This window comes from Mesorhizobium sp. 113-3-9, from assembly GCF_016756515.1.
Classification (GTDB): domain Bacteria; phylum Pseudomonadota; class Alphaproteobacteria; order Rhizobiales; family Rhizobiaceae; genus Mesorhizobium.
The window spans coordinates 4,256,135-4,280,069 of record NZ_AP023246.1; the positions used below are offsets into that span (position 1 = coordinate 4,256,135).

At 62.9% G+C, this 23,935-nt stretch carries 20 protein-coding genes; 14 read left to right on the forward strand and 6 right to left on the reverse strand.

The window, feature by feature from the left end; translation table 11 throughout:
• Positions 1-41 precede the first annotated feature (41 nt).
• On the reverse strand, positions 42-1,169 hold the full coding sequence (locus tag MesoLj_RS20660) for an S-(hydroxymethyl)glutathione dehydrogenase/class III alcohol dehydrogenase (protein ID WP_202322123.1): 1,128 nt from the start codon (positions 1,167-1,169) through the stop codon (positions 42-44).
• Positions 1,170-1,368: 199 nt separating this feature from the next.
• Here MesoLj_RS20660 and MesoLj_RS20665 point away from each other — a divergent pair, with 199 nt between their 5' ends.
• The 3 genes from MesoLj_RS20665 to MesoLj_RS20675 all read left to right on the forward strand — a co-directional run bounded on the left by MesoLj_RS20665 (position 1,369) and on the right by MesoLj_RS20675 (position 7,898).
• Complete coding sequence (locus MesoLj_RS20665; RefSeq protein ID WP_202322125.1) at positions 1,369-3,381, forward strand: acetyl-CoA carboxylase biotin carboxylase subunit; 2,013 nt, start codon at positions 1,369-1,371, stop codon at positions 3,379-3,381.
• Between the two features lie 118 nt (positions 3,382-3,499).
• A complete protein-coding gene (gene dnaE / locus MesoLj_RS20670; protein ID WP_202322127.1) occupies positions 3,500-7,027 on the forward strand; it encodes a DNA polymerase III subunit alpha in 3,528 nt (1,175 codons plus the stop codon).
• Positions 7,028-7,094: 67 nt separating this feature from the next.
• Complete coding sequence (locus MesoLj_RS20675; RefSeq protein WP_202322129.1) at positions 7,095-7,898, forward strand: ion channel; 804 nt, start codon at positions 7,095-7,097, stop codon at positions 7,896-7,898.
• 26 nt (positions 7,899-7,924) lie between these two features.
• On the opposite strand, the gene MesoLj_RS20680 is transcribed toward MesoLj_RS20675, so the two are convergent.
• Positions 7,925-8,806, reverse strand: coding sequence for a DMT family transporter (locus tag MesoLj_RS20680; RefSeq protein ID WP_202322131.1), 882 nt, complete (start codon positions 8,804-8,806; stop codon positions 7,925-7,927).
• A gap of 183 nt (positions 8,807-8,989) precedes the next feature.
• Here MesoLj_RS20680 and MesoLj_RS20685 point away from each other — a divergent pair, with 183 nt between their 5' ends.
• On the forward strand, positions 8,990-9,496 hold the full coding sequence (locus tag MesoLj_RS20685; protein ID WP_140773277.1) for a hypothetical protein: 507 nt from the start codon (positions 8,990-8,992) through the stop codon (positions 9,494-9,496).
• 62 nt (positions 9,497-9,558) lie between these two features.
• On the opposite strand, the gene MesoLj_RS20690 is transcribed toward MesoLj_RS20685, so the two are convergent.
• Complete coding sequence (locus tag MesoLj_RS20690; protein ID WP_202322132.1) at positions 9,559-10,887, reverse strand: DNA polymerase IV; 1,329 nt, start codon at positions 10,885-10,887, stop codon at positions 9,559-9,561.
• A 66-nt stretch (positions 10,888-10,953) separates the two neighbouring features.
• Here MesoLj_RS20690 and MesoLj_RS20695 point away from each other — a divergent pair, with 66 nt between their 5' ends.
• The 4 genes from MesoLj_RS20695 (at position 10,954) to MesoLj_RS20705 (ending at position 14,880) form a co-directional block, all read left to right on the forward strand.
• Positions 10,954-11,529 (forward strand): GNAT family N-acetyltransferase, encoded by a 576-nt coding sequence (locus MesoLj_RS20695; RefSeq protein WP_202322133.1) that lies wholly within the window; start codon positions 10,954-10,956, stop codon positions 11,527-11,529.
• A gap of 195 nt (positions 11,530-11,724) precedes the next feature.
• The gene (locus MesoLj_RS36325) at positions 11,725-12,093 is read left to right on the forward strand and encodes a hypothetical protein (protein ID WP_244735112.1); all 369 of its coding nucleotides are present in this window, start codon (positions 11,725-11,727) and stop codon (positions 12,091-12,093) included.
• A gap of 25 nt (positions 12,094-12,118) precedes the next feature.
• Complete coding sequence (locus MesoLj_RS36330; RefSeq protein WP_244735113.1) at positions 12,119-13,078, forward strand: hypothetical protein; 960 nt, start codon at positions 12,119-12,121, stop codon at positions 13,076-13,078.
• Positions 13,079-13,329: 251 nt separating this feature from the next.
• Complete coding sequence (locus tag MesoLj_RS20705) at positions 13,330-14,880, forward strand: hypothetical protein (protein ID WP_244735554.1); 1,551 nt, start codon at positions 13,330-13,332, stop codon at positions 14,878-14,880.
• A 102-nt stretch (positions 14,881-14,982) separates the two neighbouring features.
• Here the strand turns inward: MesoLj_RS20705 and MesoLj_RS20710 are convergent, their stop codons facing one another.
• Both MesoLj_RS20710 and MesoLj_RS20715 read right to left on the reverse strand, forming a co-directional pair.
• Positions 14,983-15,639, reverse strand: coding sequence for a hypothetical protein (locus MesoLj_RS20710; protein ID WP_202322134.1), 657 nt, complete (start codon positions 15,637-15,639; stop codon positions 14,983-14,985).
• A complete protein-coding gene (locus tag MesoLj_RS20715; RefSeq protein ID WP_027052046.1) occupies positions 15,636-15,935 on the reverse strand; it encodes a DUF3572 domain-containing protein in 300 nt (99 codons plus the stop codon). Before MesoLj_RS20715 ends, MesoLj_RS20710 begins: the two co-directional genes overlap by 4 nt.
• Positions 15,936-16,182: 247 nt before the next feature.
• Here MesoLj_RS20715 and MesoLj_RS20720 point away from each other — a divergent pair, with 247 nt between their 5' ends.
• From MesoLj_RS20720 to MesoLj_RS20730, 3 genes are all read left to right on the forward strand, one after another.
• On the forward strand, positions 16,183-16,554 hold the full coding sequence (locus tag MesoLj_RS20720) for a response regulator (protein ID WP_006334976.1): 372 nt from the start codon (positions 16,183-16,185) through the stop codon (positions 16,552-16,554).
• A gap of 33 nt (positions 16,555-16,587) precedes the next feature.
• Positions 16,588-17,961, forward strand: a complete 1,374-nt coding sequence (locus tag MesoLj_RS20725) for a PleD family two-component system response regulator (protein ID WP_202322135.1) — start codon at positions 16,588-16,590, stop codon at positions 17,959-17,961.
• A gap of 630 nt (positions 17,962-18,591) precedes the next feature.
• Positions 18,592-20,088 (forward strand): FAD-dependent monooxygenase, encoded by a 1,497-nt coding sequence (locus tag MesoLj_RS20730; RefSeq protein WP_202322136.1) that lies wholly within the window; start codon positions 18,592-18,594, stop codon positions 20,086-20,088.
• A gap of 47 nt (positions 20,089-20,135) precedes the next feature.
• Here the strand turns inward: MesoLj_RS20730 and MesoLj_RS20735 are convergent, their stop codons facing one another.
• The gene (locus tag MesoLj_RS20735) at positions 20,136-21,083 is read right to left on the reverse strand and encodes a GlxA family transcriptional regulator (protein WP_202322137.1); all 948 of its coding nucleotides are present in this window, start codon (positions 21,081-21,083) and stop codon (positions 20,136-20,138) included.
• A gap of 88 nt (positions 21,084-21,171) precedes the next feature.
• Here MesoLj_RS20735 and MesoLj_RS20740 point away from each other — a divergent pair, with 88 nt between their 5' ends.
• The 3 genes from MesoLj_RS20740 (at position 21,172) to MesoLj_RS20750 (ending at position 23,922) form a co-directional block, all read left to right on the forward strand.
• Entirely contained in the window at positions 21,172-21,873 is a 702-nt protein-coding gene (locus MesoLj_RS20740) for a DJ-1/PfpI family protein (protein ID WP_202322138.1), read from the forward strand.
• Positions 21,874-22,003: 130 nt separating this feature from the next.
• Positions 22,004-22,738, forward strand: a complete 735-nt coding sequence (locus tag MesoLj_RS20745) for a FadR/GntR family transcriptional regulator (RefSeq protein WP_202322140.1) — start codon at positions 22,004-22,006, stop codon at positions 22,736-22,738.
• Entirely contained in the window at positions 22,735-23,922 is a 1,188-nt protein-coding gene (locus tag MesoLj_RS20750; protein WP_140773292.1) for a PLP-dependent transferase, read from the forward strand. Before MesoLj_RS20745 ends, MesoLj_RS20750 begins: the two co-directional genes overlap by 4 nt.
• Positions 23,923-23,935: the final 13 nt, after the last annotated feature.

Below are 23,935 nucleotides of genomic sequence, written 5' to 3' on the forward strand. Positions count from 1 at the left end.
AGAGGTCGCTGGCCGGTGGGTCGGCGGCGTGTGGCTTTGCTTCAGTAAACGACGACGCTTCGGATCGACTTGCCCTCATGCATGAGGTCGAACCCCTTGTTGATATCCTCGAGCTTCAGCGTGTGGGTAATCATCGGATCGATCTGGATCTTGCCGTCCATGTACCAGTCGACGATGCGCGGCACGTCGGTGCGGCCGCGCGCGCCACCGAAGGCGGTGCCCATCCAGGTGCGGCCGGTGACGAGTTGGAACGGCCGTGTCGAAATCTCCTGGCCGGCGCCCGCGACGCCGATGACGACCGATTTGCCCCAGCCGCGATGCGAGGCTTCCAGCGCCTGGCGCATCACCTTGGTGTTGCCGGTGCAGTCGAACGTGTAGTCGGCGCCGCCGATCTGGTCGGCACCGCGCTTGGTCATGTTGACGAGGTAGGGGACGATATCGCCGTCGATCTCCTTCGGATTGACGAAATGCGTCATGCCGAACCGCTCGCCCCATTCCTTCTTGTCGTTGTTCAAATCGACGCCGATGATCATGTCGGCACCGGCCAGCTTCAGGCCCTGGATGACGTTCAAGCCGATGCCGCCGAGGCCGAAGACGACAGCCGTGGCGCCTTGTTCGACCTTGGCGGTGTTGATGACGGCGCCGATGCCGGTGGTGACGCCGCAGCCGATGTAGCAGATCTTGTCGAAGGGGGCGTCCGGATTGACCTTGGCCACCGCGATCTCGGGCAGCACGGTGAAGTTGGAGAAGGTCGAGCAGCCCATGTAATGGAAGATCTTGTCCTTGCCGATCGAGAAGCGCGACGAGCCGTCGGGCATCAGGCCTTGCCCCTGCGTGGCGCGGATGGCCGTGCACAGATTGGTTTTTCTCGACAGGCAGGACGGGCACTGCCGGCATTCGGGCGTATAGAGCGGGATGACATGGTCGCCCTTCTTGACCGAGGTGACGCCCTTGCCGACGTCGACCACGACACCGGCGCCCTCATGGCCGAGAATGGCCGGGAACAAGCCTTCGGGATCGGCGCCCGACAGGGTGAACTCGTCGGTATGGCAGATACCGGTAGCCTTGATCTCGACCAGCACCTCACCGTCGCGGGGACCGTCAAGGTCGACCTCCATGATTTCCAGCGGCTTTCCGGCGGCGACAGCGACAGCGGCGCGGGTTTTCATCAGGCGTCCTCCAATGCGAATTTTTTTCCAAGGTTTCAGGTTTTGTCGACACGATCAACTGGAAGCTGGTGCCGGGACTGGGCCACAGCGAAGAATTGGAATCGCAAATCGATTGAAAGGCAGTGATTTGCATGGTCGGCTTGACCCTGCAAGCACAGGCCATAAAAGGAACGACCGACCGGAGGGGAATGACCTCAGCATGTTCACGAAAATCCTGATCGCCAATCGTGGCGAGATCGCCTGTCGCGTGATCAAGACGGCGCGCAAGATGGGGATTGCCACGGTCGCCGTCTATTCCGATGCCGATCGCGATGCGGTTCACGTCGAGATGGCCGACGAGGCGGTGCATATCGGGCCTTCGCCCGCCGCGCAGAGCTATCTCGTGCCTGAAAAAATCATCGCGGCCTGCAAGGAAACGGGCGCCCAGGCCGTGCATCCAGGCTACGGTTTCCTGTCGGAACGGGCCGCCTTCTGCGAAGCGCTCGAAGCCGAAGGCATCGTCTTCATCGGCCCGAAACCCAAAGCCATCAAGGCGATGGGTGACAAGATCGAATCGAAGAAGTTCGCCAACGCCGCCAAGGTGTCGACGGTCCCGGGCTGGCTTGGCGTCATCGAGAATGCCGACCACGCTGAAAAGATCGCCGGCGAGATCGGCTATCCGGTGATGATCAAGGCTTCGGCCGGCGGCGGCGGCAAGGGCATGCGCATTGCCTGGAACCAATCGGAAGTGCGCGACGGGTTCGACCGGGCGCGATCGGAAGCCAAGAGTTCGTTCGGCGATGACCGCGTGTTCATCGAAAAATTCGTCGTCGATCCACGCCATATCGAGATCCAGGTGCTGGCCGACGCGCATGGCAACGCACTCTATCTCGGCGAGCGCGAATGCTCGATTCAGCGCCGCAACCAGAAGGTGGCCGAAGAGGCGCCGTCGCCATTCCTCGATGCCAAGACGCGCAAGGCCATGGGCGAGCAGTCGGTGGCGCTGGCCAGGGCCGTCGACTACCAGAGCGCCGGCACGGTCGAGTTCATCGTCGACAAGGACAAGAACTTCTATTTCCTTGAAATGAATACACGATTGCAGGTCGAGCATCCGGTGACCGAGCTTGTCACGGGCATCGACCTGGTCGAGCACATGATCCGCGTCGCTGCCGGCGAAAAGCTCGCCTTGAAGCAAAGCGACGTCAAGCTGAATGGCTGGGCGGTGGAAAGCCGGCTCTATGCCGAGGATCCCTATCGCAATTTCCTGCCGTCGATCGGCCGGCTGACGCGCTATCGGCCGCCGGAGGAGGGGCAGTTTGGCGATGTCGTCATCCGCAACGACACCGGCGTCACCGAAGGCTCGGAGATTTCGATGTTCTACGACCCGATGCTCGCCAAGCTGTGTACCTGGGCGCCGACCCGCCTCGAGGCGATCGATGCCATGTCGGAAGCGCTGGACAGTTTTGTGGTCGACGGCATCGAGCATAATATCCCGTTCCTGGCGGCGCTGATGCAGCATCCGCGCTGGCGGGAAGGGGCGATTTCGACCGGCTTCATAGCCGAGGAATATCCCGACGGTTTTGCCCCCGTCGTGCCGAACAGCGAGGAAAAGGCCGTGCTGGCATCCATCGCCACCGCCACGGAATTGTTGCGCCGCGACAGGCTCGACCGGCTGGGCGGGCGGCTGGCGCCGCATTCGGGGGCGCTGAAGCGCGACTGGGTGGTGAAGATCGGCGAGGATTATCTCCAGGCGTCCATCCTGGAAGGCATGATTTCGATCCCGATGGAGATCGACCTGTCGATCGACGGCGGCAAGGCGCTGACCGTTTCATCCGATTGGCGGCCGGGCGATCTGATCTGGCGCGGCACGGTCGGCAAGCGCTCCGTTGTCGCCCAGATCCGGCCTGTCGCCAACGGTCTTCGCATTGCCTGGAAGGGCATGTCGGTGACCGCCCGCGCCATGCTGCCGCGTATCGCCGAGCTTGAAAGGCTGATGCCGGAGAAGGTGGCGCCGGACACGTCGAAGCTGCTGCTCTGCCCGATGCCCGGCCTCGTCGTGTCGATCGCCGTTGCCGAGGGCCAGGAGGTCAAGGCCGGCGAAACGCTTGCCGTGGTCGAGGCGATGAAGATGGAAAACGTGCTGCGCGCCGAACGAGATCTCGTCGTGTCCAAGCTCAACGCCAAGCCGGGCGACAGCCTGGCCGTTGACGCGGTGATCATGGAATTCGCTTGAGCAAGTCGCGCAGGGTCGCGGAAGCCTGTGGTTGTCGGTCGTTTGTGCTGGACTGGTATCGCCCGGTCCCGGACAATACATCTTCACCGACTCAAAGCCTTCGACAGCGCGAGAAACCATGGCGGATGACAGACTTCCACGCGATCCCCTGAAGCGCGAAGCCGCGATCGCGGCGGCGCGGCCGGAGGCACCGGCGCGGCCGTTCGTCCATCTGCGGGTGCATTCGGCCTATTCGCTGCTCGAGGGTGCGCTTCAGCTTGGCAAGATCGTTGGCCACGCCGTGAAAGACGAGGCACCGGCCATTGCGGTCACCGACACCAACAACCTGTTCGGTGCGCTGGAGTTTGCACAGAAGGCGGTCAAGGACGGTATCCAGCCGATCATCGGCTGCCAGATCGCGCTCGCCTTTTCCGGCGAGAACAGCGACGGTCAGCGCGACCGCCGGCGGCAAGGGCCGGAGATGCGGCCGGTTGTCCTGCTCGCCGCGACGGAAGCCGGCTATTCCAACCTGGTTCGGCTGGTCAGCGGTGTGTATCTGGAGACACCGCCCGGTGAGGCGGTGCACCTGACCACCGAGACGCTCAATGGACAGACCGATGGGCTGATCTGCCTCAGCGGCGGGCCACGCGGCCCGATTGGCAACGCCTTGAAGGAGGATCGCCGCGATCTGGCAGAGGTGAGGCTTTTGACCCTCAAGTCGCTGTTCGGCGACCGGCTCTATGTCGAATTGGACCGGGTTGCGGGATACGACCGGGTCATCGAGCACGCAACAATCGATCTCGCCTATACGCACGAACTTCCGCTTGTCGCCACCAACGAGGCCTTTTTCTCGTCGCGCGACGATTATGAGGCGCATGACGCGCTGATCGCCATCGCCGAGGGCTCCGTCGTCGCCGTCGACACCCGCCGCCGGTTGTCGCCGGACAATTTCCTGCGCAGCCAGGCCGACATGGCAAAGCTGTTCGCCGACCTGCCCGAGGCGATCGACAACACCGTCGAGATCGCGCTGCGCTGCTCCTACTATCCAAAGAACCGCAGCCCGATCCTGCCGCGTTTCACCGGCGGCGACAATGCCGACAAGGACGCCGCCGAAAAGGCGGAGGCCGCCGAACTCGCCCGCCAGGCGCGCGAGGGGCTCGACGCGCGGCTTGCGCTGCACGGACCAACCCCCGGCTATACGGTCGAGCAATATCGCGAGCGGCTCGAATTCGAGCTCGGCATCATCGAGAAGATGAAATTCCCCGGCTACTTCCTGATCGTTGCCGACTTCATCAAATGGGCCAAGGCGCAAGGCATTCCGGTCGGCCCGGGCCGTGGTTCGGGCGCCGGATCGCTGGTCGCCTATTCTACGACCATCACCGACATCGATCCGCTGCGCTTCTCGCTGCTGTTCGAGCGCTTCCTTAATCCGGACCGCGTGTCGATGCCCGACTTCGACATCGACTTCTGCCAGGATCGCCGCGAAGAGGTGATCCGCTACGTCCAGCAGAAATATGGGCGCGACCAAGTCGGCCAGATCATCACCTTCGGTACGCTGCAGGCCCGCGCCGTGCTGCGCGACGTCGGCCGCGTGCTGCAGATGCCCTATGGCCAGGTCGACAAGCTGTCGAAGATGGTGCCGCAGAACCCGGCCAATCCGGTCAAGTTGGCGGACGCCATCGCCAACGAGCCGCGCTTTGCCGAAGAGGCCGAGAGGGAGCCGATCGTCCAGACGCTGCTCGACATGGCGCAGAAGCTCGAAGGCCTCTATCGCCACGCCTCGACGCACGCCGCCGGCATCGTCATCGGCGACCGGCCCTTGTCGGAACTGGTGCCGATGTACCGCGATCCGCGCTCGGACATGCCGGTTACCCAGTTCAACATGAAATATGTCGAGCAGGCCGGGCTGGTGAAGTTCGACTTCCTCGGCCTGAAGACACTGACCGTGCTGGAGACGGCGGTGAAACTGATCCGCCGGCGCGGCATCGACATCGACCTGGCGACGATACCGCTCGACGATCCCGAAACCTATGCCATGCTGTCGCGCGGTGAGGTCGTCGGTGTGTTCCAGGTGGAAAGTGCCGGCATGCGCAAGGCGCTGATCGGCATGCGGCCCGACTGCATCGAGGACATCATCGCGCTGGTCGCGCTCTACCGTCCGGGCCCGATGGAGAACATCCCGACCTACAACGCCAGAAAGCATGGCGAGGAGGAGATGGCCTCGATCCACCCCAAGATCGACCATCTGGTGAAGGAGACGCAAGGCGTCATCGTCTATCAGGAACAGGTCATGCAGATCGCGCAGGAGCTGTCCGGCTATTCGCTCGGCGAAGCCGACCTTCTGCGCCGCGCCATGGGCAAGAAGATCCGCGCCGAGATGGACAAGCAGCGCGAGCGCTTCGTCACCGGCGCTGTCGAGCGTGGCGTCAGCAAACCGCAAGCCGACTTCATTTTCGACCTGCTGGCCAAGTTCGCCGACTATGGTTTCAACAAGTCGCACGCCGCCGCCTACGCCGTCGTCTCCTACCAGACGGCGTATCTGAAGGCGCATTACCCGGTCGAGTTCCTGGCGGCGTCGATGACGCTCGACATGGGCAATACCGACAAGCTCGCCGATTTCCGCCAGGATGCCCTGCGCCTCGGCATCGAAGTTCTGGCGCCGTCGGTCATGACGAGTTTTCGGCCTTTCGAGGTCGGTGAGAACCGCATCTACTATTCGATGGCGGCGCTCAAGGGCGTCGGCGACGCGGCGGTCGAGCACATCGTTGCTGTCCGTGGCGAGAAGCCATTCAAGAACCTTGCAGATTTCTGCGAGCGGGTCGATCCCAAGATCGTCGGCAAACGTGTCTTCGAAAGCCTGATCATGGCCGGCGCGCTCGACTGTTTCGGGCATGACCGGGCACAGATGATGGCTGGCGTCGAACGGATGATGGGGCTTGCATCGTTGGCGCAGCAGAATGCCGTTTCCGGCCAGGCCGATATTTTCGGCGCTTCGCTCGGCGCGCAGTCGCAGGCGCTCAACCTGCCGGCGACCGATCCGTGGCTCGCCGCCGACCGGCTGCACCGCGAATTCCAGGTTGTCGGCTTCTATCTCTCTGCCCATCCGCTCGACGAATACAAGGCGGCGCTGCAGAAGATGCGGGTGCAGAACTGGGCGGAGTTCTCAGCCGCCGTCAAGCGCGGCGCTTCTGCCGGCCGCCTTGCCGGCACGGTGACCAGCAAGCAGGAACGCAAGACGCGCACCGGCAACAAGATGGGCGTGGTGGCCTTTTCCGACACTTCCGGCCAGTACGAGGCCGTCCTGTTTTCGGAAGGATTGGCACAGTATCGCGACCTCCTGGAAGCCGGCCGCTCCGTCGTCATCACTGTCGCGGCGGAGGACAGGCCCGAGGGCGTCAATCTGCGCATCAACTCGGTCCAGTCCCTGGAGGATGAGGCAAGCCGCATCCAGAAGGCGCTGCGCATTTTCGTCAGGAACGATGGACCCGCTTCGATTATCCAATCCCAGCTCACCCAGCGTGGCGAGAGCCAGGTGAGCATTATCGTGATCAAGGAAGAGGCGCAGGGCGAGGTCGAGATCGCCTTGCAGGGAGGCTACCGCGTCTCGCCGCAGATCGCCTCGGCGATGCGCGCCGTGCCCGGCGTGGTCGAAGTGGAATTGGTGTGACCGCCGCCCTTGGTGGGCGGTGGCGACCCTGCGGGCGGCATCCGCCGCGCACGCAATCGCGATCCGCATGAAGACCCCAGACAAGGATTCATCCCAGGATCTTTCCGCAATTGCGCGCCTGCGCGACACGCTGCGCAGGCTCTACCATGGGCGCACGCCGGCGGCTTTCCGGTTCCAGCTGGCGGCAATCGTCATCGATCTGGCAATCATCGCCTTCTTCATCGCGACACCCGTCATCCAGCAATCGGCTTCGTTCCTGTGGCTGGATTATGCCGTGGCGGTGCTCGTCGGCGTCGACCTGATCGCAAGGTTGCTGGCCTCCAACGACATGCTGCGCCTGATGAAGCAGCCGACCTCCTGGGTGGATGTCTTCATCCTTTTGACGCTGCTGATGCCGACGGCGCTCGCCAATCTCGGTTTCCTGCGCATCCTGCGGCTGTGGTCATTGTCGCGCAGCGGTTCGATCTGGCGGCATTTCGAGATGCGTGGCCTACGCCCATGGCGGGAGGCGAGCCACGCGGTCATCAACCTTTTGACCTTTCTCTTTGTCATCACCGGCTTCGTCTACACCTTCTTCTTCCGCAACGGAGCCGGGCTGGAAAACTACATCGACGCGCTTTATTTCACTGTGGCCACGGTGACCACGACCGGTTTCGGCGACATCGTGCTGCCGGGCATGGCCGGCAAGCTGACCGCGATCGTCACCATGATCATCGGTATATCGCTGTTCGTCAGGCTGGCGCAGGCGATCTTCCGGCCGGCCAAGGTGTTCTTCCCGTGTCCGCAATGCGGGCTGCAGCGGCATGAACCGGACGCGGTGCACTGCAAGGCCTGCGGGCATGTTCTCAACATACCGGACGCAGGCGACTAGGCGCATGAATATTCAGGTGATGCCGGCTATGACGCCGCCACTTCAGCCGGCTCGACCGGCTTGCGCTGCAGATTGAGCAGATTGCCCATCAGGATGAGCAGCGCGCCACCGGCGGTGAAGGCGTCGATCTGCTCGTGATAAAGCAGCCAGCCGACCAGCGCGGACAATGGCACCCGCAGGAAATCCATCGGCGAAATGACGGTCGCGTCGGCATAGGTGAGCGCGCGGGCCATGCAGAAATGCGATGACATGCCGGTGAAGGCGATCAGCACGATCCATGGCCAGAGTTCGAGTGAAGGGGTGCGCCAGACATAGAGCGCGGGGACGAGGCCGAGCACCGACTGGATGATCAGCATCCAGAAAATGATGCGCACGACGCTGTCCGTGCGGGTCAGTGATTTGACCATGACCAGCGATATGCCGAAGCAGACCGCGGCGCCCAGCACGACGAGGTGTCCCGGATCGACAGAGCCGACGCCCGGGCGCACGATGACCACCACGCCGATCAGTCCGAGCACGACCGCCGCCAGTTTCGGCCGGCTCAACCGTTCACCCAGAAAAGTCACCGCCAGGATCGCCGTCCAGATCGGGGTGGTGAATTCGATCGAGATCAGCACCGCCAGCGGAATCAGCGTCAGCGCGTAGAGCCATGCCGCCTGGCCGCTATAGTGAACGACATTGCGGGCGATGTGGGCGAGGGGACGCTGCGTGCGCATCGCCGCGAAGCCGCCGCTTGTCAGCACCAGCGGCAGGAGAATTAGGAAGCCGATCACCGAGCGCAGTTCCAGCACCTGGAAGACATTGAGCTCGGCTGTCGTGGCGCGGCCGGCGACCGACATCCCCAGGAACGAGGTGACCGACAGCGCCATCCAGAACGCAGCCTTGGGGATCGATGGGGTGGGTTTCATGGCCGCTATCTCGCAGGCAGGAGCCTTTGCCGCAATCGCTAGCCGGTTGATTCTTCTGGACCAGTCGTGGGGACGTTGCAAATGGTCGCGTTGCCGGCGGAACCTGATACGCCAAGGGGCGTTGAGTTGCAGTATCCACCCAAGCCTTGATGTCTACATGTCTGCCTGACGAGGAGAACTTCGATGATATCACCAGCGCGGTTCGCACTTGCCGGCTGCCTGCTGGTCGCGGCCAATGCGGCACATGCCGATGAGAGCAAGTTTCTCCAATCCTTCCAGGGGAATTTTGCCGGCAAGGGGACTGTCCAGGTGACGACGCAGGCGCCGACAGTCAGCGTTTCCTGCACTTTCAAATCGGATGCGACAGCGTCCTCGCTATCTCTCGACGGCAACTGCCGCGGCCTTGTTGTGGTCACGCGTGCCATCAGCGCCCATCTGAAAACCAGTGGTGCCAGATACAGCGGCGTGTATGTCGGATCGCGCACCGGTCCGGCGCAGCTCAACGGCAGCCGCTCCGGCAACGCGATCAACCTGGCCATCCGCTGGGCCAAGCTGGTCAATGGCGACCGCAGCGCGCAGCTGACGGTGCAGAAAAAGGGCGTCAATGGCATTCTGCTGACCGTCACCGACCGCGATCCCAAAACCGGCAAGAACGTTGTGACCAGTCGTATCGATCTGAAGCGCACCTGACGGGTGCATTGATATTCAGGTGATGCCGGCCTGACCTGAATCTCAACACACCCGGCACCGGATCAGTCCTCGAGCGGCTCCGGCGGGTGGGCGTCACGGCCCCTGCCGAATGTATAGCCGGTCTCCACCGCCTTGCGGCCGAACTTGTCGCGCAGCGCGTCGATCGCGCCTTCGGCCATGGCGCGCTTGCGCGACTGAACGTCGACCAGATCCTGCGGGTCGGCCTTGTCGTCATCGGAGAGGTCGCTGACGCCAATGCCGAGCAACCGAAATTTCGTTCCGTCCGTCTCCTTGCGCAGAAGCTCCACTCCGGTCGAGAAGATGCGATCGGCGAGCCGGGTCGGGTCACCGAGTTGCCGGTTGCGCGTGCGCAGCTTGAAATCCTGGGTCTTCAGCTTCAGCACCACGGTGCGTCCGGCAATGCCTGATTTTTTCAGCCGCGCCGAGACCTTTTCCGAAAGGCCCCGCAGCACCGCAACCAACTCTTCCAGCGACGCGATGTCGGTGTCGAAGGTGGTTTCGGCCGATACGCTCTTGGCGTCCTGGTCGGGGTCGACGCGGCGGACGTCCTCGCCGCGCGAAAGCCGGTAGAGCCGGTCGCCCATCGCGCCATAGCGGCGCATCAGGTCACCACGCTCCATCTTCTGAAGCTGGCCAATGGTGCGGATCCCGTCGCGCTCAAGGGTGGCGTTGAACGCCTTGCCGACGCCCCAGATCATCGTCACCGGCTGTGCCGCCAGGAAGCCGACCGCCTCGGCCTCGCCGATGACCGAAAAGCCGCGCGGCTTGCGGAAGTCCGACGCGATCTTGGCGAGGAATTTGCAGTAGGACAGGCCGGCCGAAACGGTGATGCCGATCTCCTTCTCGACGGCCAGCGCAAAGCGCGCCAGCACCACGGCCGGCGGCAGGCCGTGCAACCGTTCGGTGCCGGCGAGGTCGAGAAACGCCTCGTCGATCGACAGCGGCTCGACCAGCGGCGTCAGCGCCTGCATCATGGCGCGCACCTCACGGCCGACGCGCACGTATTTTTCCATGTTGGGCGGGATCACAACCGCCTCGGGGCAGGCCTCGAGCGCCTTGAACATCGGCATGGCGGATCGCACGCCGCGGATGCGGGCGATGTAGCATGCGGTGGAGACGACCCCGCGCTTGCCGCCGCCGACGATCAGCGGCTTGTCCTTGAGCGCCGGGTTGTCGCGCTTTTCGATCGCCGCGTAGAAGGCGTCGCAATCGATATGGGCCAGATGCAGCCGATAAAGCTCGGGATGGCGGGCAAGGCGAGGGCTGCCGCAGCGTTCGCAGCGGCGCGTCTCACTGCGCTGAAACGTCAGGCAGTCACGGCAAAAACCGTGATCGGGATTGTTGACAGGGGTCGCCATCACTGCGAACATAAAGAGAACAGAAGCAATGGTACGACAGTGCAAGGCCAGCGACAAGCTTGGCCTGGGGAGAACCGCATGAGCACGACCATAGTGCCGCTGGCGCCTGAGCTCTGGCCTGATTTCGAGGACCTTTTTGGCAAGCAGGGCGCCTGTTACGGCTGCTGGTGCACGCATTTCAGGCTGGCGCCGGCGGCGCGGCGCGAAAGCAGCCGCGAACGCAACAAGGACCATATCAAGGCACGCATCGAAGCCGGCCCGCCGCCCGGCCTGCTGGCGTTCGAGGACGGCAAGGCGGTTGGCTGGATGCAGATCGGGCCGCGCGCCGACGTGCCCGAATGGAACAACAAGGGCAGGGGCTCGGCGCCGATCGACCCCGCCGACGCTTCAGATCCAGCTGTTTGGGCGATCTCGTGCTTTTTCATTCGCGCCAAAGCGCGCGGCAGAGGCATCACGCATCGCCTCGTTGAAGGGGGCGTCGATTTCGCTCGCAAGAACGGTGCACGGCTCGTCGAGGCCTGCCCGATCGACCTGTCGCGCGATTCGCGTTCGATCGGCTTGTTCGTCGGCTCGTCAGGGGTGTTCGAGAAGGCCGGGTTCGAGAGGCTGGTCGAGCGCAAGGCGGGCCGACCGCTGATGCGGCTGGTGCTTTAACCCGGTTTGTCGGGGTTGATTTCACCTTGCGGTTGTGACGGTAACTTCATACCACATAGAAGAAGCGTTTCTTCCAGGTCAGACGGGAGAATTCTTGTGAGCCGTGCCCTGCCTTTCGCTTTCCTGCTTGCGTTGAGTGCGCCGGCTTTCGGCCAAACCGTCAACAGTCAGGGTGCCAAGGAATTGTCCGAAGACTTGGCCCGCTATGTCGGCAAATCGGCGTTCAACGACGGCATTTTGAGGATCTCTGTCGAAGGCGGTGCCTACAAGATCACCTTCGATCTGCAGGCGCTTGCGGCGAAAATGCCGAAGGAGAACCTTGCAAAGTTCGATTTCCCTCCTTTCACGCTGCTTGTCAAACCGCGCGGCGAAGGAGGCTGGGACGTGTCGTCAGATTTTTCGACCAGCGGGTCGTTGGAGATAAACGATCTGACCGGCCCGCGACGTGCACAAATCGCCATCAGGGACGGCAAGTTCACCGGCGTCTATGATTCTGAATTGGCGGCATTCACCAGCGGCGCAAGTTCGACGGCGGGCATGACGATGATCTCGCATCTGCCCTAGGCAAGTAACGGATTTAAGCGCCGGCTTGAGTTCCTCGAAGTTCACGGCCAGCAAGTCGACCGATGGCGGTGTCGATCTCAATTTGACGCAGACGACAATGGATTTCGCCGAAACGGTCAAAATCGACAATCGCGCCGTCGGAGGCGTCAAGACGTCGGAACTGGCCATGGATATAACCGCTAAGGCAATACGCACAAAGCCGTTGCTGGACCTCTTGGCATTCGCGGTAGCTCACGAAGATCAGCGCCAACTGAAAGCTGATCAGGCGGAACTAAAGGCGCTCTTGCTTGCCGCCCTGCCGCTCTGGGAACGGGTAGGCGGAACCTACACGTTCACGAATTTTGCCTTTGAAACCTACGCCGGCAATCTCGGTGCCGCGCGATTGAGCACTACATTCGGGGCCGACGGGATCGCCCAGAGCGGTAAGTTCGAATATGAAATCAAGGCCTCTGGCGTAAGTTTTCCTTATATCATTCCCGGTTGGGCCGCCAAACTGCTTCCTACCGAGTTCGATTTGAAATTCGGTGGCGCCAACATCGATCTCTACAGTATGACCAGGAAGGCGATTGAGACATTCGATCTCAACAAGGACCCGCCTTTGCCTGCGGACTTTGGCGATCAGATCAAGGCTGACTTCATGGCCAACATGCCCAAATTCATCGTCGAGCATTCCGTGTTCAAGAATGGCGACACGGAAATCGCGCTGCAGGGGGAGGTGACCTTCCCCGGTAACAAGCCCGATGCCGATTTTACCGTCGACGTGGCTGGCTACGACAAGATCGTTGAAAGCCTGAAGGTGTCCGCAAGATCGGAATCCGAAGCCGCGCAATATCTTCCGTTTGTGCTGGCCGCCCAAGGATTCGCCAAGAAGCTACCGGATGGCCGGCTGGAATGGGTGATCGACGCCAAGTCCGATGGGTCGGTGATGGTCAACGGCGGCATGCTGAAGCCCGCCGATCCGGTGGTGGATGAAAGCGTCGAATGATGGCGGGGATGACGGCAGCCAAGTCGATAGCGGCGGTGCAGGTGCGAAACAGAGCCCTTGAGGGTGCAGCTTCAGAGGGCCGAGAAGAGATTGGCGAACCAGTCGTCGCCAAGCCCATCGGTTGTTTATGCGGCTGGTACTGAAGCCGATTGGCTGACTGTCATCATCTTGCAGTTGTGACGGTATTTGCCTACCAGAAGCACCAAACGCTTTTGCCTTTTCGGACCAACGGAGAGTTTTTCGTGAGACATATGTTGCCGGTTGCCTTCACCGCGCTTTTGCTGAGCGTGCCCGCTTTCGCACAGACCGTCGACGGTCCCGGTGCCAAGCAACTGTCCGACGACCTGTCGCGCTACGTTGGCAAGCAGGCAATCGACAAAGGTGTGCTCAAGGTTTCGGCCGAGGGCGATGCTTACAAGATATCGGTTGATTTGAAGGCGCTTGTCTCGGCTCTGCCCGACCAGAAACTGGTGAAATTCGATTTGGCGCCCTACGCCCTCCTGGTCAAGCCGCGCAGCGACGGGTCCTGGGATGTCTCGATGGATTTTTCGCAAGGCGGATCCTTCGAATTCAACGGGCCTGAGGGAAAGCAAAGCACCCAGTTCTCGATCAAGGATGGCAAGGGCAGCGGCGTCTACGATCCGAAGCTCGCGGCTTTCACCAGCGCGACCAGTTCGTTGGGCGCGATGACAATGACTTCGCAGGACGCCAAGCAGAACATCGAAGTGAGCACCGGTGCCGGCACCGCGACCGTGACCGGCACCAAGGCGGCCGATGGAGGCGTCGACTTCGCCATGTCGCAGAAGATATCGAGCTTCGTCGAAGCGATAAAATTCAACGATGCCGAGAGTGGGCTGAATTTTCCGGTCACCATCAAGTCGCCGGAATTGTCGGTGGAGGCCAGTGGCAGGGGCCTGCGGTCGAAACCGCTGCTCGACCTCCTGGCATTTGCGGTAGCCAATGAAGACGAGAACACGCTGAAGGCCAACCAGGCGCAGCTCAAGTCGCTTCTGCTTGCTGCTCTTCCGGTCTGGCAGCGCATCGACGGAACCTATGCGTTCAAGGATTTCGCCGTCGACAGCCCAGTTGGCACTTTCGGCGCCACCCAGCTCAGCACCGCCTTCGGCATGGACGGCGTCGCCCAGAGCGGCACCCTCAATTACGGCATCAAGGCCACGGGGCTGACCGTGCCGCAGCAACTGCTGCCGAGCTGGACGGTGTCGCTGCTGCCGACCGATATCGATCTGAATTTCGGTGGCGCCAACATTGATCTCGACACCATGGCGAAGAAGGCGATCGAAGCCTTCGACCTCAACAGGGAACCGCCGCTGCCGGCCGAGTTCGGCGATCAGCTCACCGCCGACTTCATGGCCAAGACACCGAAAATCGTCATCGGCCACAGCACGGTGAAGAACAAGGACATGGAAATCGCGCTGGAAGGCGAGATGACGTTCCCGGGCCCGAATCCCGAGAAGCCCGACGCGAATCTGACCGTCGATGTCGCCGGTTTCGACAAGATCGTCGCCAATCTGCAGGAGGCGGCAAAGTCGGAACCGGAGGTCGGGCAGTACGTGCCTGTAGCGCTGATGGTAAAGGGTTTTGCCAAGACACTGCCCGATGGCAAACTGGAATGGGCGGTCAACGCCAAGCCGGACGGATCGGTGACGGTCAACGGCGTCATGCTGAAGCCGGCCGATCCGGCGGTGGACGACAGCGTCGACGACAATGATGGCGCCGACGACGACAGCGGAGACGGTGCTGGAAACGACAATGGCGGGGCAGGGGCGAAGCTGAACCCCTGAGGTCGATGCACGTCGTCCAAAGCGCGCAACGGTGTTGGACGATATGCTCTATAAAACAAACAGTTGGAGCGGCTCGGTGTTTCTTAGGAGCACTGAACCGCTCTACGAGAGCCCCAGCGCGCCAGCGATCTTGGGCGCGGCTTCGTGCCAGTCCTGGACAATGAAGACATCGTCCGGGACCGGCGGCAGGAACGCACGCAGCGAATTGTCGGCCATCAGGTGGAAAAGATTTGCGTCGGCGACCGAGTCCCGCACCGACGCCAGATTGTGCGGCTGATCGTCGACGAAGACCACCGGCCGGCCATTCTTGCCGCGCAGCCTGGCCACCGCCGGTCCCTTGGCCATCTCGGTGGTCAGCAGCGGATAGTCTAGACCCAGGGCATCGAGATGGATGCGACGCACCGCACGATGCCTGTGCGGCATGGCCGTCAGCAGTATGATTTCCGCGCGCTTGCCGAGCCCTGCCAAGGCTTGCGCCGCACCGTCGGTGATGCTCTGCCAATCGGCTTGCGCGTCGAAGAAATCGCCCAGAAGGGCTGTGACCTCGGGCTGTTCGATCAGTCGGCCGCTCGCCGTTTCGGCTATGTTGCCGGTCAGCCGGAAGGACGCCAGTGTCAGGCCATAGCCGCGCGACTTCAGGAAATGCGGGAAGGGGCGGATGAATTCGAGCACGACGTCGTCGACGTCGAGCACCAGCAGCGGCCGGTCGTCGGCCGCCAGTTCCTCGATCTGGCGGGCGGTCTCCGGATCATCGCTCATATGGAATGCTCATGGTTGTCGTCGCCGAGCGGCAATGCGCGCAATGCCTTGCCGACGGCCGCCGGCGGCGTGCCCGTTTCCTCGGCAAAGCGCATCAGCGTCGGCTCGTGGGCGAGAATGAACTGCAGCACGCCGGCCAGGAAACCCGGCTCGCCGGCGGCCTTGCGGATCGAATGCGCCTCTATTCCGGTGATCGCCAGAAAACGCGGCAACAGCTCCGGATCGGAGGCAACGAAGCCCAGCGCCTTCACGGCGATGGTTTCCGCCTCTTCGCGCATTGACGCCGCGTTTGCCATCACTACCTTCGGCATGTGGAATGAGTCTCTTCCGCAGTAATGGCAAGAGTTGCTTGCGGCAAGCCTTTACAGCGCGGCGCGCCTTTTGGACGCGCCGGGAGGCGATGTGGAATTCGCGCTGCTTTGCAGCCCGAGGGTTTCCGTTTCGTCAATCATATTGCCGTATAGTGAAGCAGGGTTTGGTGCGTTCAACCAGGGGCGCATGACGGCCACCTTCGAGCGGAAGGACGGCCGGGACGGGATGTCGATGCCTAAGAAGGTCATGATCGTCGAGGACAATGAGCTCAACATGAAGCTCTTTCGGGACCTCATCGAAGCAAGTGGTTACGAGACGGTGCGCACCCGCAATGGTCTGGAGGCGCTCGACCTGGCGCGCCAGCACCGGCCCGATCTCATCCTGATGGACATCCAGCTGCCCGAAGTATCGGGACTGGAAGTGACCAAATGGCTGAAGGAGGACGACGATCTGCACGTCATCCCGGTCATCGCCGTGACGGCCTTCGCCATGAAGGGTGACGAGGAACGCATCCGCCAGGGCGGCTGCGAGGCCTATATTTCGAAGCCGATCTCGGTGCCGCGTTTCATCGAGACCATCAAATCCTATCTGGGCGATGCCTGATGTGCCATTCCAGCCGAGCCGGAGCCTTGTGACATGACCGCGCGGATCCTCGTCGTCGACGACATCCCTGCCAATGTGAGGCTGCTGGAGGTCCGGCTGCTGGCCGAATATTTCGAAGTGCTGACCGCCACCAACGGGCCCGACGCGATCGAGACCTGCGAGAACGGCAAGGTCGATGTCGTGCTGCTAGACGTGATGATGCCCGACATGGACGGGTTCGAGGTCTGCCGCAGGCTGAAGAGCGATCCCGCGACGTCGCATATCCCGGTGGTGATGATCACCGCGCTCGACCAGGTGTCCGACCGTGTGCGCGGGCTCGAGGCCGGCGCCGACGATTTCCTGACCAAACCGGTCAACGACCTGCAGCTGATGACACGCGTGAAGAGCCTGGTCCGGTTGAAATCACTGACCGACGAGCTCAGGCTGCGGGCCTCGACGACGCGCAATATCGGCATCGAAGAGCTGCTCAGCCGCAATTTCGCATCCGAGGACACGACGCCGAAAGTGCTGTTGATCGACGAGCGCAAATCGTCGGTCGAGCGCATCCAGAAGATGCTGCGCGACCGCGCCGATCTCGACGTCACCAACGATCCGCATGCCGGGTTCTTCCAGGCGGCCGAAACCCCCTATGAATGCGTGATGATCTCGACGGCGTTTGCCGATTTCGATCCGCTTCGGCTCTGCTCGCAATTGCGCTCGCTCGATCGCACCCGTTTCGTCCCGATCATCCTTCTGGCGGAGGAGGGCGAGGAGGAGCGCATCATCCGCGGCCTCGAACTCGGCATCAACGACTATCTTATGCGGCCGATCGACCAGCAGGAGCTGACGGCGCGGCTGCGCACCCAGGTGCGCCGCAAGCGCTACAACGACCAATTGCGCGCCAGCGTCACCCAGACCATCGAAATGGCGGTGACGGACGGCCTGACCGGGCTGCACAACCGCCGCTACCTCGACAGTCATCTGCAGACGCTGTTCGACCGCGCCGTGGCGCGGCGCCGGCCGCTGTCGGTGATGATCACCGATCTCGACCGCTTCAAGTCGATCAATGACGCGTACGGCCATGATGGCGGCGACGAGGTGCTGCGGGAATTCGCCCGGCGGCTGCGCAAGAATGTCAGGGGTATCGACCTTGCCTGCCGCTTTGGTGGCGAGGAGTTCGTGGTGGTGATGCCGGACACCGACGGCGCCGTGGCGGAGAAAGTGGCCGAACGCATCCGCGCCGAAATCGCCCAGAAGCCTTTCGCCGTCGGTGCCGACGGCAAGACGATCGAGGTCACCGTCAGCGTCGGCGTGTCGTCGGTTCTGAAGGGGGTGGATACGGTGGCGGCGTTGATGAAGCGCGCCGATCTCGCGCTCTATGAAGCCAAGAGCGGCGGCCGCAACCGCGTCGTTGCCAAGGCGGCGTAAGCGTCCGCGGTCGATTCCCCGGTCAATCCAACAAGGTTAGCTATTTACCTTAATCCAAGCGATTTGCGAGCCTTGGTTAAGAAACTGTTGATTTTCCTAAGCCCGTGCGCAAATGTGCTGGGGAAGACGAAGCCGGCGCGAGGGTAGATAGCCGGCTCGATCCCTGAAATACCCCATGATGCTCAGGTCCGCCGCATCTCCTGGGTCCGTGGGGTCGGCCGGCCGGCGCTGGCACATAGTGGCCTCCTCGTACCGCTGCCAACCGCCGACCGGCCCCCTTTGTCTCAAAACCTCTGCAGCAGCCCCGAAAGGGGCTTTTTTCTATGCGGAAAATCTGAGCAACGCTCCCTGGATCAGGAGCAGTGTCTACTGCGGCAGCCATGACCGCGAGCTGCCGTTTTGGCTGTCACCCAGGGCGGGAGAGCACCTCTCTCCACTTTGTACATATGGCGCACAAGGGGCTTGCGGCAAGACCCGCCTGTTCCCGTAAACCGCTGCCCAAAGCGCGTCGCGTTGAAACGGATTCATGCGACGAGCCTTGGGGCTCTGATTTGATGCATGCCGTTCTCCCGAAACCGAAGTCACTTTTGGGCGACATGCATTGGCCAGCGGAAAACGGGAGTAACGAGAATGGGTATTGTGTCGCCTATGGACGGATTGCGTCGAGATCATGCGGTGGTGATCGCAGGAGGCGGTCCGACAGGGCTGATGCTGGCCGGCGAACTCGCTTTGGCAGACATAGACGTTGCCATTGTGGAGCGGCGCCCGACCCAGCAGCTGGCCGGTCTGCGCGCGGGCGGCCTGCACGCACGCACCATCGAGGTTCTCGATCAGCGCGGAATTGCCGACCGGTTTCTGTCGCGCGGGCAGCGCTTCCCGACCGTCGGCTTCCACATGATCCGTATGGACATCAGCGACTTTCCCAGCCGGCACAACTATCTGCTGGCGCTGCGGCAAAACCATATCGAACGGATACTGGCCGACTGGATCGACGAGTTGGGGGTGCCAATCTATCGCGGGCAGGAAGTCACCGACTTCGCGCAGGACGACGACGGTGTGGACCTGGATTTGTCCGGTAGCCAACGCTTGAGGGCGCAATACCTCGTCGGCTGCGACGGAGGACGCAGCACGATCCGCAAGGCGGCTGGCATCGAGTTCGCCGGATGGGATCCGACGATGAGCTGGATGATCGCCGAGGTCGAAATGTCTGGGGAACCGGCATTGGGCTTTCGCAACGACGCCTCCGGTATTCATGCGATAGGCAAGATCGAGGACGGCGACAGGGTGGGTGTCGTGCTGACCGAGAGGCAGCTGACGATCGGCGGCGAGCCGACGCTGAATGATCTCAGCGAGGCGCTTGTCGCCGTCTACGGCACCGATTTCGGGGTCCACAGTCCGACCTGGCTCTCTCGCTTCACCGACATGACACGTCAGGCCGCCACCTACCGCGACAGGCGTGTCCTTCTGGCGGGCGACGCCGCGCACATCCATCCTCCGATGGGCGGGCAGGGGCTCAATATCGGCGTGCAGGACGCGGTCAATCTGGGATGGAAGCTGGCCCAGGTGGTCAAGCGGATCTTACCGGAAAGCCTGCTCGACACCTACCACGCCGAGCGCCATCCGGTCGCTGCCCGCGTGTTGCGCAACACGATGGCGCAGGTCGCGCTTCGCCGCACGGATGAGCGCACCAAGGCCTTGGGCGACACGATGACCGAGTTGCTCGGCATGGAAGAGCCGCGCAAACGGATTGCCGCGGAGATGTCCGGCCTGGGTATCCGCTACGATCTCGGCGAGGGCCACCCGTTGCTTGGGCGGCGGATGCCCGACCTCGACCTTGTCACAGCCCGCGGTCCGGCGCGGGTCTTCAGCCTGCTGCACGACGCCCGACCGGTGCTCCTCAACCTTGGTAGACCAGGCTGGCTGGATATCACGCCCTGGGCGGATCGGGTCCGCCAGATCGAGGCTGGATATGACGGCATCTGGAAGCTGCCGGCTCTCGGGACGGTCGCCGCGCCCGACGCCGTCTTGATCCGGCCGGATGGATATGTGGCCTGGGTCGGGGCTGGAACCCAAATGGGGTTGACCGAGGCGCTGACCGCTTGGTTCGGGCCGCCCGCGGCGCGTTAGCGACACGATCAAAGCGGCGACCTCCTGCAGTGCCGCAGGCCTTTGCGTCAGAAGCGTTCGCGATAATCGCGCGGGTTTGTGCCGAGGACACGGAGAAAGCCGCGCCGCATCGTCTCTTCCGATCCGAAGCCGCAGCGGCGAGCCGTCTGGTTGACGGCCTGGCCTCGTTCCAGCATCCGTCGCGCCGCCTCGATCCGTATCTCCTCGATCGCGCGGGCAGGCGTGCGGCCGGTTGCCTCCCGATAGTGCCTGGAGAAGCTGCGCGGGCTCATATTGGCGCGCTCAGCCAGGTTGGGTAGCGAAAGGTCGCCATCCAGGTTGTCCTGGATCCAGCCATGCAGCCGGTCGAAGCGTTCGTCGCCCAGCTGCAGCTTGAGCGTCTGGCTGAACTGCGCCTGGCCACCGGGGCGCTTCAGGAAGACCACCAGTTCGCGCGCCACCGCAAGCGCCACGCGCCGGCCAAGGTCGGCCTCGACGAAGGAAAGGGCAAGATCGATGCCCGCCGTCACGCCTGCCGAGGTCCAGACATTGCCGTCACGGATGAAAATCGGATCGGGTTCGAGGCGGACCGCCGGAAAGCGCCGCGCGAACTCGGCGCAGCGTCCCCAGTGGGTAACGGCACGCCTGCCGTCGAGCAGGCCTGCCGTCGCCAGCAGCATGGCGCCACTGCAGACGGACGCAGTTCGCGTGGCGTCGCGCGAGCGGCCGGTCACCCAATCGATCAGCTCGGGGGCCTCGCAGGCCGCGTTGATGCCCCATCCACCAGGCACGATCAGCGTGTCGATCCCTGGCCCGTGCGCCGGCAGCGCCGCTGCCTCCAGCACGAGACCGGCAGATGTCCTGATCCGCGGCGAGGCGGCAACGACCGTGACCTCGTAGGGCGCGGGTTCGCCGGCCTGCGTCCTGAAGTCGTTGGCGCTGGCGAAGACCTGAAGCGGTCCGCTGACATCGAGGAGTTGGACGTCGGGATAGGCAAGGATTTCGATATGGCGCATGGCGATTTGGCTTGAAACGAGGGATGATTGGCGATCGTGCCAAAGCATGGTGCCTTAGATTGGCTGGAGTCAACCTATGGAGAGTTCCGTGACCCTTCGTTTCGGCATCCTCGTCTTCCCCAATGTCCAGCAGCTCGACCTCACTGGCCCTTATGAAGTCCTGGCATCGGCAAAGGGCGCCGAGGTGGAATTGATCTGGAAGGATCGCAATCCGGTGATGTCGTCGACGCGACTGTCGCTCAACCCGACGGCGACCTTCGACGATTGCCCGCCTCTCGATGTGCTGTGCATTCCGGGTGGAGGCGGCGTCAACACGCTGCTGGAGGATCAGGCTGTGCTCGATTTCGTGCGGGAGCGCGCGGCTCAGGCGCGCTACGTCACCTCGGTGTGCAGCGGTGCCCTGGTGCTGGGTGCCGCCGGCCTGCTCAAAGGCAAGCGGGCGACGACGCATTGGTACGCGCATGATTTCCTTGCCGAGTTCGGCGCCATCCCAGTCGACGAGCGAATTGTCGAGGACGGAAAGCTGATAACCGCCGGCGGCGTTACCTCGGGGATCGATTTCGGCCTCCTCCTGGTCGCCAGGCTTCTCGGTCAGGCCGAGGCCGAAACGGTGCAGCTCTCGCTCGAATATGCCCCGGCGCCTCCGTTCCAATCGGGGACGCCCGCACAGGCTTCGCCTTCCGTGCTGGCGGAAGCAAAGGAGCGGCTCGCGGGTTCGAGGCGGGTTCGTGAGGACATGTTCGCGCGTTGGCGCGCCACGGCCGCCACGCCGGCGCGAAGCCACGCTTGAACTGGCGGGCCGAACGGCGCCATGGCTCGCCGTTCGGCCCGTCCTCGTTTCGGCTGTTGACACGTTTCTCCGTCTGTGCAGAAATTGGTTGGACCATTGGACCACTTGCGCGTCGCTTCGGGGAGGAAGTGTGGACCAGAACAGCCTGCCACCCATCCAGACGACGGCGCGTGATGACGCTGTGCTGAAGGCATTGGTGGGCTTTGTTCGCGCCGAAGCCTTGCAGCCCGGCGAGCGGCTTCCGACCGAACGTATCCTGGCCGAGCGGCTGAAGGTCAGCCGCAACACGGTGCGCGAGGCGCTGACGCGGTGGGAAGGGCTTGGTCTCGTCGAGCGGCGGCAAGGCAGCGGCACCTTTCTCAAGGCGGCTGTGTCGCCCGACATGCTGCATATGCCGCTGACGCTGGCGGGCGGCAATGATTTCACAAGCCTGATGCACACGCTTGAAATCCGCCGCGCGCTGGAGGCGGAGGCCGCGGCTCTTTGCGCCGAGCGGGCGAGCCCAGCCGACATCGCCGAGATCAAGCGCAAGCTCGACATCATGGAGCAGGCATTCCGTACCCGCGACGGCATGTCGTCGGAAGAGGACTGGGAGTTCCACCAGGCAGTCTACCGCGTCTCGGGCAATCCGCTGTTCGAACAGATCATCGCCGCCATGCACGAGCTGTTCCACCGCTTCTGGGAGCATCCGCTGGGCGTGCGCGATTTCGGTCACGCCAGCTTTCCTTACCACCGCACCATCTACGAGTGCATCGCCGCGCGCGACCCGCAGGGTGCCCGCGCCGAGGCACTCAAGCTGATCGCCACCGTCGAGGACGATCTCAAGCGCGGTGCAGCCAAACTCAAACTTCCGAGCCAGACATGAACGAGCATCCGAGCGGTTTCGATCACGATTATCTTGCCGAGGCGGCGACGCTGCTGGCGCATGACGAACCGTTCCCCGGCGGCGCGGTGGTGCCGCCGATCTATCAGACCTCGCTGTTCACCTTCGCCAACTATGCCGAGATGGCCGACACCTTTGCCGGCAAACGAAAGCAGCCGATCTACTCGCGCGGCGACAATCCGACGGTAATGGAATTCGAAGCGCGCGTTGCCGCCCTCGAGGGCGCCGAGGCCGCGCGCGGCTTTTCCAGCGGCATGGCGGCGATCAGCGCCACGGTGCTTGCCTTTGTCGGGGCGGGCGAGCGCATCGTGGCCGTGCGGAACTGCTATGGCGATGCCTATCGCCTGTTCGAGCGGCTTCTGCCTCGGCTCAACATCAAGGTCGATTATGTCGACGGCTCCGATCCGGATGCGGTTGCCGCGGCACTTCCCGGGGCCAAGCTGCTCTATCTGGAAAGCCCGACCTCGATGATGTTCGAGCTGCAGGACATCGCGCATCTGACACGGCTTGCCAGGGAGCAGGGCATCGTCACCACCATCGACAATTCTTGGGCGACGCCGGTTTTCCAGAAGCCGATCGCGCACGGCGTCGACCTGGTGCTGCATTCAGCGTCGAAATATCTCGGCGGCCACAGCGACACCGTCGCCGGCGTGGTGGCCGGCTCCGCGGCGCATATCAAGCACATCAACGAACAGACCTATTCCTATCTCGGCGGCAAGCTGTCGCCGTTCGAAGCATGGCTGCTGCTGCGCGGCCTGCGCACGCTGCCGCTGCGCTTGCCGCACCATATGAAGAGCGGGCTCACCATCGCCGAGCGGCTGAAGGCGCATGCCAATGTCGAGCGAGTCAACCATCCCGTCTATTCGAACCATCCGGGCAAGGCGACGCTGGCGGGCTATGCCGGTCTGTTCTCCTTCGAGGTGACGGACGATATCGACATCCCGGTCTTCGTCGATGCGCTGAAATTTTTCCGCATCGGCGTTAGCTGGGGCGGGCATGAAAGCCTGGTCGTGCCGGCCAAGGCGTCGCTGGAGCAGACGCCGGGACTGAATTCGATGGCGCGCTTCGGCGTCAGCCCCCGAACCATCCGCTTCAATGTCGGATTGGAAAGTGTCGAAGACCTCTGGGCCGACGTCGCCCAAGCCTTCGAAAAAGCCAGAAAATAACAAGCGGGTTCAA

Bases quoted from the DNA above. Each gene is read 5' to 3' on its own strand.
- MesoLj_RS20705 (WP_244735554.1), top strand. From the start codon at position 13,330: ATGTTGCCGGTTGCCTTCACCGCGCTTTTGCTGAGCGTGCCCGCTTTC.
- MesoLj_RS20750 (WP_140773292.1), top strand. From the start codon at position 22,735: ATGAACGAGCATCCGAGCGGTTTCGATCACGATTATCTTGCCGAGGCG.
- MesoLj_RS20665 (WP_202322125.1), top strand. From the start codon at position 1,369: ATGTTCACGAAAATCCTGATCGCCAATCGTGGCGAGATCGCCTGTCGC.
- MesoLj_RS20690 (WP_202322132.1), bottom strand. From the start codon at position 10,887: ATGTTCGCAGTGATGGCGACCCCTGTCAACAATCCCGATCACGGTTTT.
- MesoLj_RS20715 (WP_027052046.1), bottom strand. From the start codon at position 15,935: ATGGCAAACGCGGCGTCAATGCGCGAAGAGGCGGAAACCATCGCCGTG.
- MesoLj_RS20725 (WP_202322135.1), top strand. From the start codon at position 16,588: ATGACCGCGCGGATCCTCGTCGTCGACGACATCCCTGCCAATGTGAGG.
- MesoLj_RS20730 (WP_202322136.1), top strand. From the start codon at position 18,592: ATGGGTATTGTGTCGCCTATGGACGGATTGCGTCGAGATCATGCGGTG.
- MesoLj_RS20735 (WP_202322137.1), bottom strand. From the start codon at position 21,083: ATGCGCCATATCGAAATCCTTGCCTATCCCGACGTCCAACTCCTCGAT.
- MesoLj_RS20695 (WP_202322133.1), top strand. From the start codon at position 10,954: ATGAGCACGACCATAGTGCCGCTGGCGCCTGAGCTCTGGCCTGATTTC.
- MesoLj_RS20720 (WP_006334976.1), top strand. From the start codon at position 16,183: ATGCCTAAGAAGGTCATGATCGTCGAGGACAATGAGCTCAACATGAAG.
- MesoLj_RS20685 (WP_140773277.1), top strand. From the start codon at position 8,990: ATGATATCACCAGCGCGGTTCGCACTTGCCGGCTGCCTGCTGGTCGCG.
- MesoLj_RS20710 (WP_202322134.1), bottom strand. From the start codon at position 15,639: ATGAGCGATGATCCGGAGACCGCCCGCCAGATCGAGGAACTGGCGGCC.
- MesoLj_RS20660 (WP_202322123.1), bottom strand. From the start codon at position 1,169: ATGAAAACCCGCGCCGCTGTCGCTGTCGCCGCCGGAAAGCCGCTGGAA.
- MesoLj_RS20675 (WP_202322129.1), top strand. From the start codon at position 7,095: ATGAAGACCCCAGACAAGGATTCATCCCAGGATCTTTCCGCAATTGCG.
- MesoLj_RS20680 (WP_202322131.1), bottom strand. From the start codon at position 8,806: ATGAAACCCACCCCATCGATCCCCAAGGCTGCGTTCTGGATGGCGCTG.
- dnaE (WP_202322127.1), top strand. From the start codon at position 3,500: ATGGCGGATGACAGACTTCCACGCGATCCCCTGAAGCGCGAAGCCGCG.